15 protein-coding genes are annotated in these 15,609 nt (G+C 46.2%); 4 read left to right on the forward strand and 11 right to left on the reverse strand.

The window, feature by feature from the left end:
- Positions 1-171 precede the first annotated feature (171 nt).
- From KGF70_RS00100 to KGF70_RS00115, 4 genes are all read left to right on the forward strand, one after another.
- Positions 172-927 (forward strand): DeoR/GlpR family DNA-binding transcription regulator, encoded by a 756-nt coding sequence (locus tag KGF70_RS00100; protein WP_003638995.1) that lies wholly within the window; start codon positions 172-174, stop codon positions 925-927.
- Positions 924-1,841 (forward strand): 1-phosphofructokinase, encoded by a 918-nt coding sequence (gene pfkB, locus KGF70_RS00105; RefSeq protein ID WP_216767968.1) that lies wholly within the window; start codon positions 924-926, stop codon positions 1,839-1,841. Before KGF70_RS00100 ends, pfkB begins: the two co-directional genes overlap by 4 nt.
- 21 nt (positions 1,842-1,862) lie before the next feature.
- Positions 1,863-3,827, forward strand: coding sequence for a fructose-specific PTS transporter subunit EIIC (locus KGF70_RS00110; protein WP_216767969.1), 1,965 nt, complete (start codon positions 1,863-1,865; stop codon positions 3,825-3,827).
- A gap of 130 nt (positions 3,828-3,957) precedes the next feature.
- Positions 3,958-5,280 carry a metallophosphoesterase gene (locus tag KGF70_RS00115; protein WP_216767970.1) on the forward strand — a complete coding sequence of 441 codons (1,323 nt, stop codon included), beginning with the start codon at positions 3,958-3,960 and terminating at the stop codon, positions 5,278-5,280.
- An 85-nt stretch (positions 5,281-5,365) separates the two neighbouring features.
- Here KGF70_RS00115 and KGF70_RS00120 read toward each other — a convergent pair whose 3' ends face one another.
- From KGF70_RS00120 to KGF70_RS00165, 11 genes are all read right to left on the reverse strand, one after another.
- Positions 5,366-6,811, reverse strand: coding sequence for a lipopolysaccharide biosynthesis protein (locus KGF70_RS00120; RefSeq protein WP_216767971.1), 1,446 nt, complete (start codon positions 6,809-6,811; stop codon positions 5,366-5,368).
- 257 nt (positions 6,812-7,068) lie between these two features.
- A complete protein-coding gene (locus tag KGF70_RS00125; protein WP_216767972.1) occupies positions 7,069-8,019 on the reverse strand; it encodes a glycosyltransferase in 951 nt (316 codons plus the stop codon).
- Positions 8,004-8,843 (reverse strand): hypothetical protein, encoded by an 840-nt coding sequence (locus tag KGF70_RS00130; protein ID WP_253955590.1) that lies wholly within the window; start codon positions 8,841-8,843, stop codon positions 8,004-8,006. Before KGF70_RS00130 ends, KGF70_RS00125 begins: the two co-directional genes overlap by 16 nt.
- A 114-nt stretch (positions 8,844-8,957) precedes the next feature.
- A complete protein-coding gene (locus KGF70_RS17130; RefSeq protein WP_253954737.1) occupies positions 8,958-9,278 on the reverse strand; it encodes a hypothetical protein in 321 nt (106 codons plus the stop codon).
- A complete protein-coding gene (locus tag KGF70_RS00135) occupies positions 9,262-10,302 on the reverse strand; it encodes a glycosyltransferase (protein ID WP_216767973.1) in 1,041 nt (346 codons plus the stop codon). The genes KGF70_RS17130 and KGF70_RS00135 overlap by 17 nt, the downstream gene beginning before the upstream one ends.
- A gap of 16 nt (positions 10,303-10,318) precedes the next feature.
- A complete protein-coding gene (locus KGF70_RS00140) occupies positions 10,319-11,410 on the reverse strand; it encodes a glycosyltransferase family 4 protein (RefSeq protein WP_216767974.1) in 1,092 nt (363 codons plus the stop codon).
- A complete protein-coding gene (locus KGF70_RS00145; RefSeq protein ID WP_216767975.1) occupies positions 11,411-12,076 on the reverse strand; it encodes a sugar transferase in 666 nt (221 codons plus the stop codon). It abuts the gene before it with no gap.
- On the reverse strand, positions 12,069-13,004 hold the full coding sequence (locus KGF70_RS00150) for an NAD-dependent epimerase/dehydratase family protein (protein ID WP_216778900.1): 936 nt from the start codon (positions 13,002-13,004) through the stop codon (positions 12,069-12,071). The genes KGF70_RS00145 and KGF70_RS00150 overlap by 8 nt, the downstream gene beginning before the upstream one ends.
- A 15-nt stretch (positions 13,005-13,019) precedes the next feature.
- Positions 13,020-13,799: a tyrosine-protein phosphatase gene (locus KGF70_RS00155; protein ID WP_253954738.1), complete on the reverse strand. Its 780-nt coding sequence runs from the start codon at positions 13,797-13,799 to the stop codon at positions 13,020-13,022.
- Positions 13,780-14,496, reverse strand: a complete 717-nt coding sequence (locus KGF70_RS00160) for a CpsD/CapB family tyrosine-protein kinase (RefSeq protein WP_216767977.1) — start codon at positions 14,494-14,496, stop codon at positions 13,780-13,782. The genes KGF70_RS00155 and KGF70_RS00160 overlap by 20 nt, the downstream gene beginning before the upstream one ends.
- A 15-nt stretch (positions 14,497-14,511) precedes the next feature.
- Positions 14,512-15,267: a YveK family protein gene (locus KGF70_RS00165; protein ID WP_216767978.1), complete on the reverse strand. Its 756-nt coding sequence runs from the start codon at positions 15,265-15,267 to the stop codon at positions 14,512-14,514.
- Between the last annotated feature and the right edge of the window lie 342 nt (positions 15,268-15,609).

Consider the following 15,609-nt stretch of genomic DNA (forward strand, 5'->3'; position numbering starts at 1 on the left):
AAATCTTCGGCGGCTTCGTCAAAAGTTCCACGCCTAAAGGTGGCAGTTGACGCCAATTTACGACGAAATGACGGTTTGATGACGGCTTTTGAATTTTTTTGAATTTTTTTGAAGGTTTTTGTTGCATTTTGATGCTTAAACAGGTATATTATTATGCGGAGGGATTTGAAAGTGCTTACAGAAGAACGACAACAGTACATTTTAAATACGATCCGCTTCAAGGGCATTATTAAAATCAAGGACATCTGTTCTGAAACCAATTGTTCGGAATCGACGGCTCGTCGAGATCTGCAACAATTAGAGGAACAGGGCGAATTGCTCCGCGTCCATGGGGGTGCGAAGTATATGAACTCACTCCAAGAGGAACCCGCGATGAATGATAAGGTCTCCCGCAACGTGAACGCGAAGGACCATATCGCGCAGCAAGCAGTCGCCAACATTCAGATTGATGACGTGATTTATTTGGACGCCGGGACATCAACACTGGCGATGATCCACCATTTAAATCCAAGTTATAACCTGCGTGTTGTGACTAACGGGGTCGTCCACGCTTCCGCCTTAGCGGACATGGGCATTCAGACCTACTTGCTTGGTGGCAATTTGAAAGGCACCACCAAAGCCGTGATTGGTCCCGAAGCGGTCAAATCGTTGGAGGAATACCGATTCAACAAAGTTTTCCTTGGAATCAACGGTGTCCACCCAAAGTTCGGGCTCACCACGCCCGACCCTGATGAAGCGGTCGTCAAAAAAACCGCAATCTTGCAAAGTGAAGAAAGCTTTATTTTAGCTGACAACACTAAGTTCGATCACGTCTCGTTTGCGCGCGTCGGTGATTTGTCCAGTGCGACGATCATCACCGACCAGCTGACACCGAGCGTTGCCGAACAGTACCAACCATTAACTACGATTCAGGAGGTTCAATCATGATTTACACCATTACCGTCAATCCATCGATTGACTACGTGGTTCAACTGCCCCACATGGCACTCGGAAGCGTTAATCGCTTAGCGCACACCGCCAAGTTGCCTGGTGGTAAAGGAATCAATGTTTCACAGATTTTAAATGACTTAGACCAGCCTAACAAAGCACTCGGCTTTATCGGTGGCTTTACTGGAACCTTTATCAGTGACGCGCTGAAGGCCAAGGGTCTGGATTGTCATTTTACCCCGATTGCTGATGACACTAGAATCAATGTCAAGATTCACGCTGAAGAAGAAACCGAATTAAACGGTGCTGGTCCTGACATTACTGCCGCTGAAATCGATGCCTTCTATACCGAATTAGCACATTTAACGCCAGATGACGTGGTTGTGATGTCCGGTAGTTTGGCACCGAGCTTACCAGATAGCTTCTACTATGACATTATTCAAAAAGTTGAAGCAGCTGGTGCGAACTTTGTCATTGACACTACTGGGGAAGCCTTGAAGAAGACCTTACCAAGTCACCCACTCGTCGTTAAACCAAATAATCATGAACTCGCTGATTATTACCACACGATGTTTAACAGCCAAGCTGATATTATTGCGGCTGGCCAACGGATGCTGGCGGAAGGCGCGCAACACGTACTGATTTCAATGGCTGGTGATGGTGGTCTCCTGATTACAAAAGATGCGGTCTACTTTAGCCCCGCACCTAAGGGCCACGTGATCAACTCGGTGGGTGCTGGTGATTCAATGATTGGTGGTTTCGTCGGAACGTTTGCCAAGACCCACGATGCGGTCGAAAGTTTCCGTTACGGCCTCGCATGTGGTTCCGCAACGGCCTTCTCAGAAGACATTGCGACCCGGGTCAAAATCGATGAAATTTTACCACTCATTCACATCGAACAACTCGCTAACTAATGAAAGGACTGTTACCTTAACATGGATATCCGCGATTTATTACTAAAAGATGTCATGATCATGGACATGCAAGCCACGACCAAGGATGAAGCCATTGATGAATTAGTTCATAAATATGCCGAACAAGGCGTCATCAATGACGAAGCGCTCTACAAACAAGACATCATCAAACGGGAAGCCGAATCAACGACTGGGATCGGTGATGGGATCGCAATGCCCCACGCCAAAGATAAGGCCGTTAACCGGGCTACCGTGCTCTTTGCCAAAAGTAAAGACGGTGTTGACTTCAACGCGTTGGATGGTCAACCCGTTCACCTCTTCTTTATGATTGCTGCTCCAGAAGGCGCCAACAACACCCACTTGGCTGCACTGGCCGCCCTCTCAAGCTTGCTGATCGACCCTGACTTAGTGGCCAAACTTAAGAATGCACAGTCACCCGAAGAAGTACAACAATTATTCGGTGATGCGCAAGCTGCCAAGGAAGAAAAAGAAGCGAAGGATGCCGCTGCGAAAGCTGAAAAAGAAGCTGCAGCAGCCAGCACCCCTACTGATCAGAAACGGCCATATCTCGTTGGGGTTACCGCTTGTCCAAACGGTATCGCCCACACTTACATGGCTGAAGCCGCATTGATCAAGGCCGGTGAAGCAGCTGGCGTCGACATTAAAATCGAAACGAACGGTTCTGAAGGGGTCAAGCATTTATTGACTGCCGACGAAATCGCGCGGGCCGATGGGGTCGTGATTGCGGCTGATAAGAAAGTTAAGATGGCCCGTTTTGATGGTAAACACTTAGTAAACCGCCCCGTAACGGACGGAATCAACAAAGCTGACCAACTGGTTCAAGAAGCCTTAAGTGGCAAAGCGCCCGTTTATCACGATGCTGATGGCGGCGATGCTGATGATGACGAAGCTGGCAGTGCAAACGGTAGCGTTTGGGGCGAAGTTTACAAAGACTTAATGAACGGGATTTCCCACATGCTGCCATTCGTTGTTGGTGGTGGGATCTTAATGGCCCTCTCCTTCATCATCGAACAGTTTGCTGGTAGCAAGAGTCTGGCCTTCACCTTCTTCAACCAAGCTGGTAACATGGCCTTTGCCTTCATGGTACCCGTCTTAGCCGGTTACATTGCCGAATCGATCGGTGATCGTCCTGCGTTGATGCCTGGGTTCGTTGGTGGTTTCATGGCAACGGTCTACACCGGTGCTTACGGTGGTGTTTACACCGCTTCGATCACCGCTAACGCCAAAAGTCCTGCTGGTTTCTTAGGTGGTTTAGCCGCTGGTTTCTTAGCCGGTTACATTACCGTTTGGATGAAGAAGTGGACTAAGAACATGCCACAATCCTTAGACGGTATGAAGCCAATGTTGATTTTCCCAATTCTCGGATTATTAATCATTGCTGCGCTGATGTTCTTCGTTGTTAACCCAATCTTCTCTGTGATCAATGCCTGGATTACCCACTTCTTGAACTCAATGGGTACTGGAAACGCCGTCCTACTTGGTTTAGTGCTCGGTGGAATGATGTCGATCGATATGGGTGGTCCTTTCAACAAGGCCGCTTACGTCTTCGCAACGGGTGCCTTTACCGCCACCCAAGATGGTAACTTGATGGCCGCTGTTATGGTCGGTGGGATGGTGCCACCATTGGCAACGGCGATTGCAACGGCATTCTGGCCAAAGAAGTTCACGGATGACGAACGTAAAGCTGGGATTTCAAACTGGTTACTTGGGATTTCCTTCATTACTGAAGGTGCCATTCCATTCGCCACTGCTGACCCATTGCACGTCATTGGTTCTAGTGTTGTTGGTGCCGCCATTGCTGGTGGTTTGACGCAACTCTGGGGCGTTGCTGTCCCTGCCCCTCATGGTGGCCTGTGGGTTTCATTGCTCGCCACAAACATCTGGGGTTACATTGGCGCAACCGTTATCGGTGCTGTCATTGCCGGTGTGATTCTCGGAGTTTGGAAGCCTGCTAAAAAAGCTTAATTATGCATAGTTACAAAAAGACGATCGTGATGATCGTCTTTTTTGTTGGTTTCCATAACTTACTCAGCTAACCCTGCAAATAAACGGGTATAATAAATTTAATAGGACTTCTAGAATCGAGACGATTAAGATGAAAATATGGAAACCATTACTCGCCCTGCTGACCATTAGCGGTATCAGCCTGGTGCTCACGGGCTGTCACTCACAGCAAGCTACCACCATCCCCGCCGTCACCCACAAAACTTTAACGGCAATGGTCATTAGTGATGATCACGTGATTGCGCCTAGCCTGCATGATAATGGTAAGGCTTTCAATCAGTATGCGGGCAATGACGCGGGTGCGGATTTAAAGTACAGTGCAACGATATTTAAAGCGTGGATTGCTCAAGCGTTAAAAACGAAGCCCGATGTCGTGCTCATTAGTGGTGACATCACCAATAACGGCGAGCAAGCGAGTCATAAATACGTGGCCAAACAGCTCAGGCGATTGACCAACCACGGCATCCGCGTTTACGTGGTTCCCGGTAATCACGACTTAAATAATCCGATTGCCCGTGGCTTCAAAGGCCAGCATCAATACACCGCTGAGGCAACCAGTCCGACTCAGTTTAAAAAGATTTATCACCAAGCCGGCTACGGTCAAGCCAGTGAACAGGACCCAAATTCGCTGAGCTACTTGGTCAAACCTAGCAAACGGACTTGGTTTCTGATGCTCAACTCCGCTATTTATAAAAGTAATTATCAACAAGGCAACTCGACCGTTGGCGGCGGTTTGACGGATGGCACCCTCCAGTGGATCGCCAAAGTGGGCCGTCAAGCAAAAAAAGCGCACGCGACGCTGATTCCAGTCCTCCATCATAATACGATGGACCATACCGTGATTCATCAAGACTACACGATCGGTTATGCTGAGGATGTGCGCAAAACCTTCACTTCCGCGGGAATCAAGCTCTCACTGACCGGTCATATTCATGCTCAAAATATTAAATCGACCAACGTCAACGGCCATTCACTGACTGATATCGCTAGTGGTGCCTTGATACTTGGCTCACATTACTATGGAACATTAAAAATAAATCAGGACACTGGTACTGCCACTTACCACGCCACGCCGCTGAACGTCAGCGCTTATATTAAACGGCATGATGGCACCAAAGCCATGCGCGCCTATCAGAAGTATGATCATGACGTGCTCTACGCAGCCGGGTACAACGCCGCCCTCAGTCAGCTATACGAGGATCGTGATGAAAGCAATCTGTCGACCACGAAAGTCAATCAGCTGGCACGTGGCATGGCCGCAGCCAACATCGCCCTCTTCCGCGGCACCGCTGTTCAGGATAGTGCCGCAATTCAGGCCTGGCAGAAGATGCCAAAAGACACCAGTCTCCGCGGGTTCGTGCTCGCAACGCGGACGCTGCATGGCAATGTGGATTGGTCTGGTAAAGTTCGATAGGACAGGAAAAGCGACAGCAACTTTGAGGTTGCGGTCGCTTTTTTGTCGGACTGGAAAGCTCGCAGACATGCCCAATCATCCTCTGCTAGCTTCTCATTCGTATCATTCGTTCAATAAACGCCCATAAATAATCACGTTTGAAAAATACACCAAGAAAGATCATCAGAATCATGAAATACCTCAGCCAAAAATTCCAATACGCACTTAACAAGATGAATCCCAGTGTTAGAAAGATCACAGTAATTAACAGTAAGAGCTTAGCGCTGTATGGGACGCTACCAATTTCTTTTCGACAAATTCGATTCATGAAAATATAATGAAAGACTGCATACAACATGTAACAAGCCAACGTTGTATAGCCTGCCGCATAGTACCCAAAAAGTGGTATCAATAACCAATTGAGCACCAGGTTCAACACCGCACCGAAGATACTAGCAACCATAATTAAAGTGGTCCGTTCGTAATAAAATTCAAATTTTGCAAATAAATCAAATGCAAATATGAAAAAGACGCTCATTGCCACTGGTGGAATGATCCAGGTGGCGCTGTAATAGGTGCTCGGTGCAAAGATGGCAACAACTTCCGGTGCAAATGCAATTAAACAGATGTTTACCGTCGCAATTAGTATGAGTGCCCCATATGCGACACCTGCAATCTCTTCAATCCGCTTATCCTTAATTTTTTGGTAGATCCACGGACTCAGTGTTTGTGACAAGGCAACATTAAACAATGTCATAATCTGTGAAATCGAATAAGCCAAGCTATAGATACCTGCACTTTTAGAATCTACCATATTGGCAATCATGATTCGATCGGCACTACTGAGCACAATTTGTGATAAATAATGTGGCACTAAGGGTAGATTAAACAGTAAAGCATGGCGCCAAAACCGTTTTGAGAAAAATCTTTTACCACGCGCCATTTGTATCAAAAACAAACCAGAATAGCCCAGTAGTTCAACCAACGCGAGCCCGACAAAACGTGCGGTAACTTTGTCTTGGGCATGAACAACAAGCAGCACACCCACAATTGGTTTTGCAAATGAAACCAACAGTGTGACCAGTACTAAGGACTTATATTTGACAGCGACTCTTTGCTCACCAGCCCAAAAGTTAAATACCGATGAGGTCCAGACCATCAATAACATTGCTAACATCTGAGTAGTCGTTAACGAGAAAATGGCATTCCAGAACTGATGAAAAATCAGATAGATAATCGTCCAGACCAAGACCAACAAAATTGTCAGCCCCTGCAACGCTGATGAATAATCACTGCGATTTTGATCAAATTTTACCAAACCTTGTGTATAAGCACCGTAACACAGATTCAATGACACAATGATGGTCACGATCGTTAGCCAGGAAGATAACACGTTAAATTGACCATATTCTGAAGCAGACAGCAACCGTGTGAAGATGGGGGTTGCAATGATGGAAATCCCTTTCTCTAAGAAGGCACAGATCAGAAACCAAATTGAAGCCTTAATTTGAACAGGAAAAGATCGATATTTATTTTTGATACTGACTAACATAACTTCTCCTCTCTCATTAGACTGCTGCGTTATGACCTTCTCTGATCGGCTAACTGACCTGCCACTGGCGCCTTGACCGGATTTTCGGCGAGAATGCTGCAATTCGTCCGGACAGCCGCCCCTTCTAATCGTCGTGACTAATCACAATCATTCGAATGTGATGTGGCATTCCAATCGAACCAACTAATATTGTGCGAACAAACAAGTTTCAATCTGCTGCTCACAAAACTAACACCGCGTATGCTCGCAGCTACGTTTCACCGTACGCGCTCACTTGCAAACCAAATGACCCTGAAGCTGAGATAATTGATGACAAACTGAAAATTGTTTTTAGTCGTAAACATCGCTTTGATAATTCGATAACAAGCATGGCCAATTTTCTTGTTTCTCAACGCGTACATTGCCAATTCAAAATGATACTGGCCACGATTGAACTTTTGGCGCATCGGCTCATCATTTATTTTGGCGAATAAATCATAGTCGTCAGATTTAAAGGTGTCGTGGCCGGTACGTTTTCGTTGCGCATATAATTTCTGAATATATCGCGACACAATGTAGGTCTTCCAAGCATTGCTCGTCATGCTATTGTCACGCAAGCGATACTTCAAAACTTGCGCATTGATCGACCCAATTTTCAAACCACTGGCGAGCATCCGCAGCCAGAGATCGTAGTCTTCTGCAGTTGGTAACAGTCGATATCCACCAACCTGTTCAATAGCTGACTTGCGCATCAACACAGTCGGGTGAATAATGGTCGACCCATACGGCAACAATTTCGCAATCAGTCGTTCATCTTCCGGGATTACGGACTTCCCGCCAGTCACAATGCCATTTTCATCCATGTAAGCAATGTTTCCGGAGACCAAATCAAGGTGCCGTCGTTTGAGCTCGTCCAACTCCAGCTCTAGTCTCCTCGGTTCTGAAATGTCATCTGCGTCCATGCGAGCAATCAGTTCATTACTGGCTAACTCGATTGCCTTATTGAGACTCGCCGCTAAACCGATATTTTCTCGGTTCAACACTAGCTTAATGATATCCGTCTGGTGATCGTAATCCTGCAGTAATGCTTTCAAATCACTTTGATTGGGATCGTCGAGTACAATGATGAACTCAGTTGGTAAATAGGTTTGTCTCAAAATAGAACTAATCGCTTGCTGGACCTGTTCAGGCCGCTCGTTGTAAACGCTCATAACTACGCTGCTTTCCATGTTCTCTCCTCATTCTGTGGTTCGGTTGAAAATAAGTAACACATAAATATAATTGATGTCAAAACAACACCGCTCCGAGCGACTTCACCCTTATAGTTCGCAATTATCAGGACGACAAAAAATGCTAGAAACAGCATGGACCCGCGAACTTTGACCTCTGCTTTTTGATGACAAGTGATTAAGTGGGCAATAATCGTGCTATAAAGAATGCCCATGTAAACTAGGCCACCCATAAACAGGTCGTTGATATAACCAATATCAGAAGTGCCAAACCAAATATTGCTGGTATTTCCACCATAAACGCGCACACCGTATCCAAATAGCCAGGACCACAGGCCGGTCGGAAATAGCAAAAACGAGTCGGTCAATTGTTCATAATTTCCTTGCTTATTGCCCTCAAATACAAGTGCCAATGTATCCTCGAAGCCGCTAACGATCCAAGTATAGGTGTCTGGCTGGATAGCTTGTAAAAAAGACAGTCCTAACATGACAAATCCGATACTCGTGGCAACTAACACACTGCCTTGTACGAATCCTTGAAAGCTAGCTGCCATTCGCTTTGCTAACATCAAGGCAAAACCAAACACTAACGTCACCAAACCAGTACGGCCATTCAGCACAATAATGAACACACAAAATGGGAGAAACCAATAATATTTTTTATTAACATTTATGCCCAAATAAATCGCCATCAAGCCGATGATACTGTGATAGATGGGAGTAAAGAAAGTATAATCACTGCTAATCCCATATAAGCGTTCACCGTAAACAAACTGATTTTCAATGATACCTGCTGCCGTTCTCGCTAAAATCGCTGCTCTCAATCCTGAACTAACTAGCATGATCAACGCAAAGAAGCATTGGATCACAACTAGCCACAGCAACCAACCCAGAACTTGCTCGGCACTCATCTGGAAATATTTTCGCAACACTTCCAATCATAACACCAGAGCAATAACGTTGATGATAATTGCCGTATTTTGGATAATGCGGGGATCATTGTCAACTAGTAACGCTCTAAACGCAAAATACACCATTGATAATGAAACACCAATCACAAAAATTTTCAGTCGATTCAGCGTCAGTCCGATTTCTTTAGGCGATAGGACCAGTACGCAACTCACCATTATTCCAAGCGTCACAATCATTGGAAGATAAGTGTTAGCCCAAAAGTTTGGTTGATAAATTAAATAAAATCCGACCAGAAATAGTAGCGGTTTCCAACACTTATTTTTCGCTTGACTACCGACTTCGATCATCGCTCAGAACCTCTTGATAAACTCGCTGGATTTGGTCGATAAACCGGGTTTTGTCATAATAATGTAAATCAGCATCCGCTAGTCTTAATTTGTTTTCACAATAGAATTCAGCATCTGAAAAAAGACGGGCTAAGAATTCAATGAGTGCGTCTTCTTGCATATAGATAAAGCCATTCACCTTCACGGCAGTCTGCGAGATACCACCTACAGGAGGTGCAATCGGAATCGCCCCCAGCAGCGCCGCCTCGACCATCGTCAGGCCAAACCCATCTGATTTTGAAGTCGATAGCACGACCTTGGCAGCCGCCATGTATTGATACGGATTGCTCTGGAAACCTAATAACTTAATTTGTGGCGTCGCCTGGATTAAGTGGCTAATTCGTTCCTTAAGAACGCCATCGCCGATAATGCCAATTGTCAATTCAGGATTGGTCACTAGCAATTGTTGTGCAATTTCCACGAATTTTTCCGGGTCTTTTACTTCTGCTAAACGACCAACAAATAATAAATCAAACGTCTGTGCAGGTTTTGGGCTTGCCATCTTGACGATTCGAGCCATATCAATTCCATTTGGGACAATGGTGACATTTGATAATTGATGCTGGTACCGATAGGATTCTTTCGCATAATCCGAAACATAGAGCACTTGCGCACTTTTTCGCCCAACGTACTTGAAAGCAATACTCTTCCAGTTGCGACCCGTTTGCCACCGTGGTGCTTGGTGGATGTGGGTCACGATTGGGATGTGGTGAAACAGCAGATTAACTAGGAAGCTGGCTTTGAAATCATGAGCATGAATAATGTCAGGGTCAATCGCCTTCATGGTCCGCACAAACTCAAAAATTCGCTTTGGATTAAAAGTTCGATAGGCAATCTCTGCATCCGTCAGGCATTCTTGAATCGACCCAGCTGGCGAAAAGTACGTGAAGTCATAAGCCGATTTTAAATTTTCACTGATATTAATGGCAACTTGTTCAGCACCACCTAGTTTGGAAGAAAATAAGACATGAACTACTTTAGTCATCACAAGGTCCCTTCATTTAAGCCAAGCATTGCAAATAGCAAGCTTGAGTTTGTTCTAACATCGCCTGTTCAGTATACTGATGCTCATAAATTCGATACGAATTACGTTTTAGCTGCGCCATTTGATTTGATCGGTAGAGTAAAATGATTTTTTCAGCAATTTGCTTAGGATCATTATTGACTAAAAAGCCATTTTCATGGATTAATTCGTCAATACCACCAACGTGAGAAGCAATTATTGGTAGGCGCTGTGCCAACGCTTCTACCAAACTGATGGGAAGTGCCTCGTAATCTGAGATTAAGACGGCAACATCGGACTGACGATAATATTGCTGAACATTATCCACGACACCCCGAAATTGCACCTTCGAACTCACATTCAAACGCACTGCTAAATTTTTGCATTCTTGAAGCAGCGGCCCGTCGCCCAGTAGGTTACAGACAATTGGGACTTCTTCGGGTAGCTCCGACAACGCCCGAATTAGGATATCTTGTCGCTTGGGCGCATCAAAACGTGCCGCCATGGATAACACAAACGTTTCTCGACGTTCAGGCTTTAGCGGCGTGTCCAACGCCGTAACGCCATTATGAATCACACACCCCGGACGTCTCTTAGTAATCACACCGTTTTGCACCCCCAGCTCATAATCAAACTGAGAGACGCAGATGTAATAGGTCGTTAAATGCCGCAATAGCTTCTCAATACTTTTCATTAACAGTTGCCGCTTCTTCCCGACCCCCGGTGTGAACCCCCATCCATGGACTGTGAATATGACGTTAAATCCCAACCCGGCTGTCGCTAACCGCCCAATCATTCCGGCCTTTGAGGAATGTAGATGGACAACATCCGGACGCTTACTTCGCAGTAACGTTCTTAAGGCATGAATGGCACTTAAATCGCGCATGGGCGCAATTTGACGTACTAAGCTGGAAATTGGCACAACGTCCACCGATGGAAAATCGGCACCGATTCTCGTACTTAGCCAACCCGTCTTGCCACAAACTAGGGTTACAGTATTGCCCAGTCGCACCTGTTGTTGGATCAAGCTATATAGATGGGCTTGCGCACCGCCCCAGGTGGCCTGCGTGATGACATAAACAATCTTCATCTATCGTGCACCATCCCCAGTGAAAATCACCTTGACTGTCCCCAGCAACATCCGAATATCAAACCAGACTGAGAAGTGCTCAATATAGTAATTGTCCAACTGGCACTTTTCTCCTGGCGTAATATCATAGCCCCCATTGATTTGGGCATAGCCCGTAATGCCTGGAATAATGCGCAATCGCTTAGGAAAATCAGGGTGCTGCTGGCTAAACTTTTCCGTTAATACCGGTCGTTCCGGGCGCGGGCCAACTAAGCTCATGTCGCCCTTTAAAACATGCCAAAACTGCGGTAATTCATCAATGCGGGTCTTGCGCATGAAACGGCCAATCGGTGTGATCCGCGGATCGTTTTTCCGGGCCCAGACCGCACCCGTTTTTGCTTCCGCATCAAGATACATCGATCGAAGCTTGATCAGTTCAAAGCTCGTGCCCATCCAGCCGATGCGTTCCTGCTTGTAGAAGATCGGGCCATCCGACGTGAGTTTGATAATAATCGCGAACAATAAAATAATTGGTGCACTCAACACGGTTCCCACTAAGCCAACACTCAAATCAAAACAACGCTTTAACCCTAGTCGCCAGCCCGTTATCGGATCACCAATCTGGGTCATAAATTTGTATTGGAATTCGTCATCCGCAGCTGCCTCATTCACTTCGACTTCATGCATCCGCCCGTTCCCCTTCCCAATATTTAGTCAATCCTTTTCTTAACGGCCACTCAGTCGAATAGTTCAGCCGCGCCAACTTGCCAATGCTTGCCACGGAATGTGCGACTTCTCCACCGCGTTGCTCCGCTTGCTTGATTTCCAATGACTGGCCCGCAATCTCCTGATACATCTTAATAATGCCGTTCAAACTCGTTTCAGAACCGTTGGCGATATTGATGACCTCGTGTTGGATCTGCTTTTCCGTAATTAGCCAAAGTGCCTGGATGACGTCTTGAATATAGACAAAGTCACGGGTCTGGCTACCATCGCCAAATAAGGTAAATGGTCGTTGATATTTCAAGCAATCCGTTAAAATTGATAAGACACCTGAATATGGTGAACTCGGATTTTGGCGTGGTCCATACACGTTGAAGAACCGGACACAGACGGTCGGTAAGTCGTATAACTCACCGTATGCCAGCACAAACCGTTCCGTCGCATATTTATCAATCGCGTATGGTGAAACTGGTGCGACCCGGGAATCCTCACGTTTAGGTAACTCAGGCAAATTGCCATAGACAGCCGCCGATGAGGTAAACAGAAATTGTTTGATTGGCAATTGAATCTTGCGAATGTATTCTAATAAATTAAATACGGCCGTATGATTGACGGCATGCGTTTCTGCTGGTCGTTCAATTGAATCCGCAACACTTGCGATAGCGGCCAAGAAATAAATGTAATCTGGTCGTTCGTCTGCAAGTAGCTGTTGCATAAATTCATCATTACAAACATCAGCGACATAAATCGTGACGTCCTCCCAATGCTTGATGTTGCTGATGGCTCCCATCGATAAATCATCAACGACCACTACGTCAAAGCCAGCTTCTACCAAATGATCGACCAAGTGCGACCCAATGAAGCCCGCGCCCCCCGTTACTAATGCTTTCATGATTAATTACCCCTCTCAAAATAGCCAAAATTTTCGTTGTCGACGCGGCTGCACGATTGCAGTCGCCATGACTGTTTCCCCGTTCAATAAGTGCCGTGCGTTTGCTTCAAACCGTTCTACATAACTTTCATCCAAATGTGCGAGTGCTTGATAGCCCGCTCGCAATCTGAAGCTTCGCTGAGGCATCAGATGCGCATCCGTGGCAATCACTTGTACCAATCCGCATTTAATTAATTCCAGCGTTGTACATTTAATCTGATAACCGAAATCCCCCACTAAACTGCCCGCCGTTGCTTGTGCTAAACACCCCTGCTGTACTAAGTCATAAAGTCGCTCAGGGTGCGCAATCATTTCCGTATTGCGTTCCGGATGTGCGATTATCGGAACCGTCCCTCGTTGCAATAATTCGAACACGACTTGGGACAAATAATTGGGAACGTGCTCATGTGGCAGTTCCAACAACACATAACGCTGACCCGCATCAATCCCCAACAGCTGCTGCGGACTGGTCACTAAATCATCACTCAGATGAATCTCTTGACCGGCAAACACCGTTAACGGCACTTGTTGTCGCTCGAGTTCAGCTTGCAAAGTTGCAACTGCGGCAGTGACCACCGGACCTGGATTCTGATAATGCCGATCCAAATGGTGCGGCGTAGCAAGCACGTAACGAATACCATCGGCCACCGCCTGACGCGCCATCGTGACCGATTGCGCCAATGTCTGTGGCCCGTCATCCAGCCCCGGCAACAAATGGCAATGCAGATCAACGTAATCAGTTCGCATCGTTGCCATAATAGCCATACCCATATCCGTGAGTTTTGACGTCGACGTCATTTAACACCGCCCCTAACAGTTGTGTATGAGCTTTCTTCAATGCCCCGACCGCTTGACGGACTGCCGTCTTTTCCACCCCGTTTTGGCGAACGACTAGCATCGTGCCGTCGACCTGCCCAGCTAAAATCCGAGCATCCGTCACGGGCAGTACCGGTGGTGCATCCACGATCACCAGGTCTAACTTACGAGTCGCGACTGTCAAAAACTCAGTCATCTTGTCACTCGCTAGTAATTCAGCCGGATTAGGCGGTTTGGGGCCACTAGGCATCACGAACAAATGCGCTAGTGCGGGATGAATGGCATCATTGACATCCTCAAGTTGTCCACTCAACCATGAACTTAGCCCGCGTTGATTTGGCACCCCAAAGGTCTGATGGACGGTCGGTCGCCGCAAATCCGCATCAACCAATAAGACCTGTAACCCTTTTTTGGCATATTCGACCGCCAAGTTACCGGCCACCGTAGACTTGCCTTCCCCCTGAATGGCCGATGTAACCATCAATGTTTTCAATGGTTTTCCGACCATCGCGTAATTCAAATTGGTCCGAATCGTTTTAATCTGTTCCGTTACAACTGACATCGGTGCCGTGATCGTCGTCAATTGCACGCCCGTCGTCGCGGCGGTGGTTTTTCGCTTTAATCGCTTTAATTGCATCTTAGTCCCCCATGTCTAAACGCGGTTGATGGCAGGTTTAGCCGCAGTCTGTGGTCGCTGCTTGGCGGCTAAGTTATCTGCCTTCGTGGCCACTACCGGCTGATGATTGACTAATCCTAAACTCGTTAGTTGTAAGTCATCAGTTAAAAATTCCAAGGTCTGTACCCGTCGATTCGTCAGGATTCGAACACTGGAATAGACCAGGCCCAGCAGCAGTCCCATCACCAATCCCAGCAGAATATTAATCATTTTCTTCGGTGAAACCGGTGCATCAGGCGTCTCAGCCGGCGCAACGATCGTCACATTATTCACCTTGATAATCTGTTTGACCTGCGATTTAAACGTCGTGGCAATTTGATTGGCAATTACCGCACTGGCCGACGCGTTATGATCACGGACGACGATTGAAAACACCTGTGAATTAGCCGTACTCGTGACACTCACCGCTTGCTTAAGCGTATTGACTGACCGGCGCAGTCCATGCTCATCCATTAAATCTTGACGAGCCGGCTTTAAGACGACCGAATTAGTGATCAACTCTTTATAGGTGGTGATCATCTGCACATCGGCTTGTTGGCCCGTTAAATCGGTTCCCGCACTGCTGTGTTTGCGATTGACCAGAATTTGGACATTCGCTTGATACTGCGGTTTTACGACCCACAGCGTTACGACAGTCGCAATCAGGCCACCTAGCAATGTCAAACTCAACAAAACTTTCCAATAGTGCCGGACAAGTTTGACCATAAAATCAAACGTTATTATTTGCTCCATTTAACACGCTCCAATATCTCTTAATTGACTTTTACTTTAGGAATGTCATTCATTGTAGAAAACTAATTGCAAACAACGCAATAGTTTTCAACTTTTTTCATTAAACTCATATAAATGCAAGCGAATATTCGAAAATCACCAGTTTTAAATTGACATATTAGTCACTAGTGTTATATTTATTGATAGTTACTACTCAAAATAATATAAAATGTATAATAATTTTGCTTTCCTCCTGCTAGTATTCACTTACAAACATTTCGATTAAATATCAGCCAACGTCCCTAACCAATTCATTTTTCAACTAATTAAGCTATGGACTAATGCATCATGCACAGGTCCTTC

Source organism: Lactiplantibacillus sp. 7.2.4 (assembly GCF_018991185.1).
Lineage (GTDB): Bacteria > Bacillota > Bacilli > Lactobacillales > Lactobacillaceae > Lactiplantibacillus > Lactiplantibacillus pentosus.

Coding starts and splice junctions, on each gene's coding strand:
- pfkB (WP_216767968.1), top strand. CDS start 924: ATGATTTACACCATTACCGTCAATCCATCGATTGACTACGTGGTTCAA.
- KGF70_RS00140 (WP_216767974.1), bottom strand. CDS start 11,410: ATGAAGATTGTTTATGTCATCACGCAGGCCACCTGGGGCGGTGCGCAA.
- KGF70_RS00160 (WP_216767977.1), bottom strand. CDS start 14,496: ATGCAATTAAAGCGATTAAAGCGAAAAACCACCGCCGCGACGACGGGC.
- KGF70_RS00155 (WP_253954738.1), bottom strand. CDS start 13,799: ATGGCAACGATGCGAACTGATTACGTTGATCTGCATTGCCATTTGTTG.
- KGF70_RS00120 (WP_216767971.1), bottom strand. CDS start 6,811: ATGTTAGTCAGTATCAAAAATAAATATCGATCTTTTCCTGTTCAAATT.
- KGF70_RS00115 (WP_216767970.1), top strand. CDS start 3,958: ATGAAAATATGGAAACCATTACTCGCCCTGCTGACCATTAGCGGTATC.
- KGF70_RS00125 (WP_216767972.1), bottom strand. CDS start 8,019: ATGGAAAGCAGCGTAGTTATGAGCGTTTACAACGAGCGGCCTGAACAG.
- KGF70_RS17130 (WP_253954737.1), bottom strand. CDS start 9,278: ATGATCGAAGTCGGTAGTCAAGCGAAAAATAAGTGTTGGAAACCGCTA.
- KGF70_RS00165 (WP_216767978.1), bottom strand. CDS start 15,267: ATGGAGCAAATAATAACGTTTGATTTTATGGTCAAACTTGTCCGGCAC.
- KGF70_RS00135 (WP_216767973.1), bottom strand. CDS start 10,302: ATGACTAAAGTAGTTCATGTCTTATTTTCTTCCAAACTAGGTGGTGCT.
- KGF70_RS00145 (WP_216767975.1), bottom strand. CDS start 12,076: ATGCATGAAGTCGAAGTGAATGAGGCAGCTGCGGATGACGAATTCCAA.
- KGF70_RS00150 (WP_216778900.1), bottom strand. CDS start 13,004: ATGAAAGCATTAGTAACGGGGGGCGCGGGCTTCATTGGGTCGCACTTG.
- KGF70_RS00110 (WP_216767969.1), top strand. CDS start 1,863: ATGGATATCCGCGATTTATTACTAAAAGATGTCATGATCATGGACATG.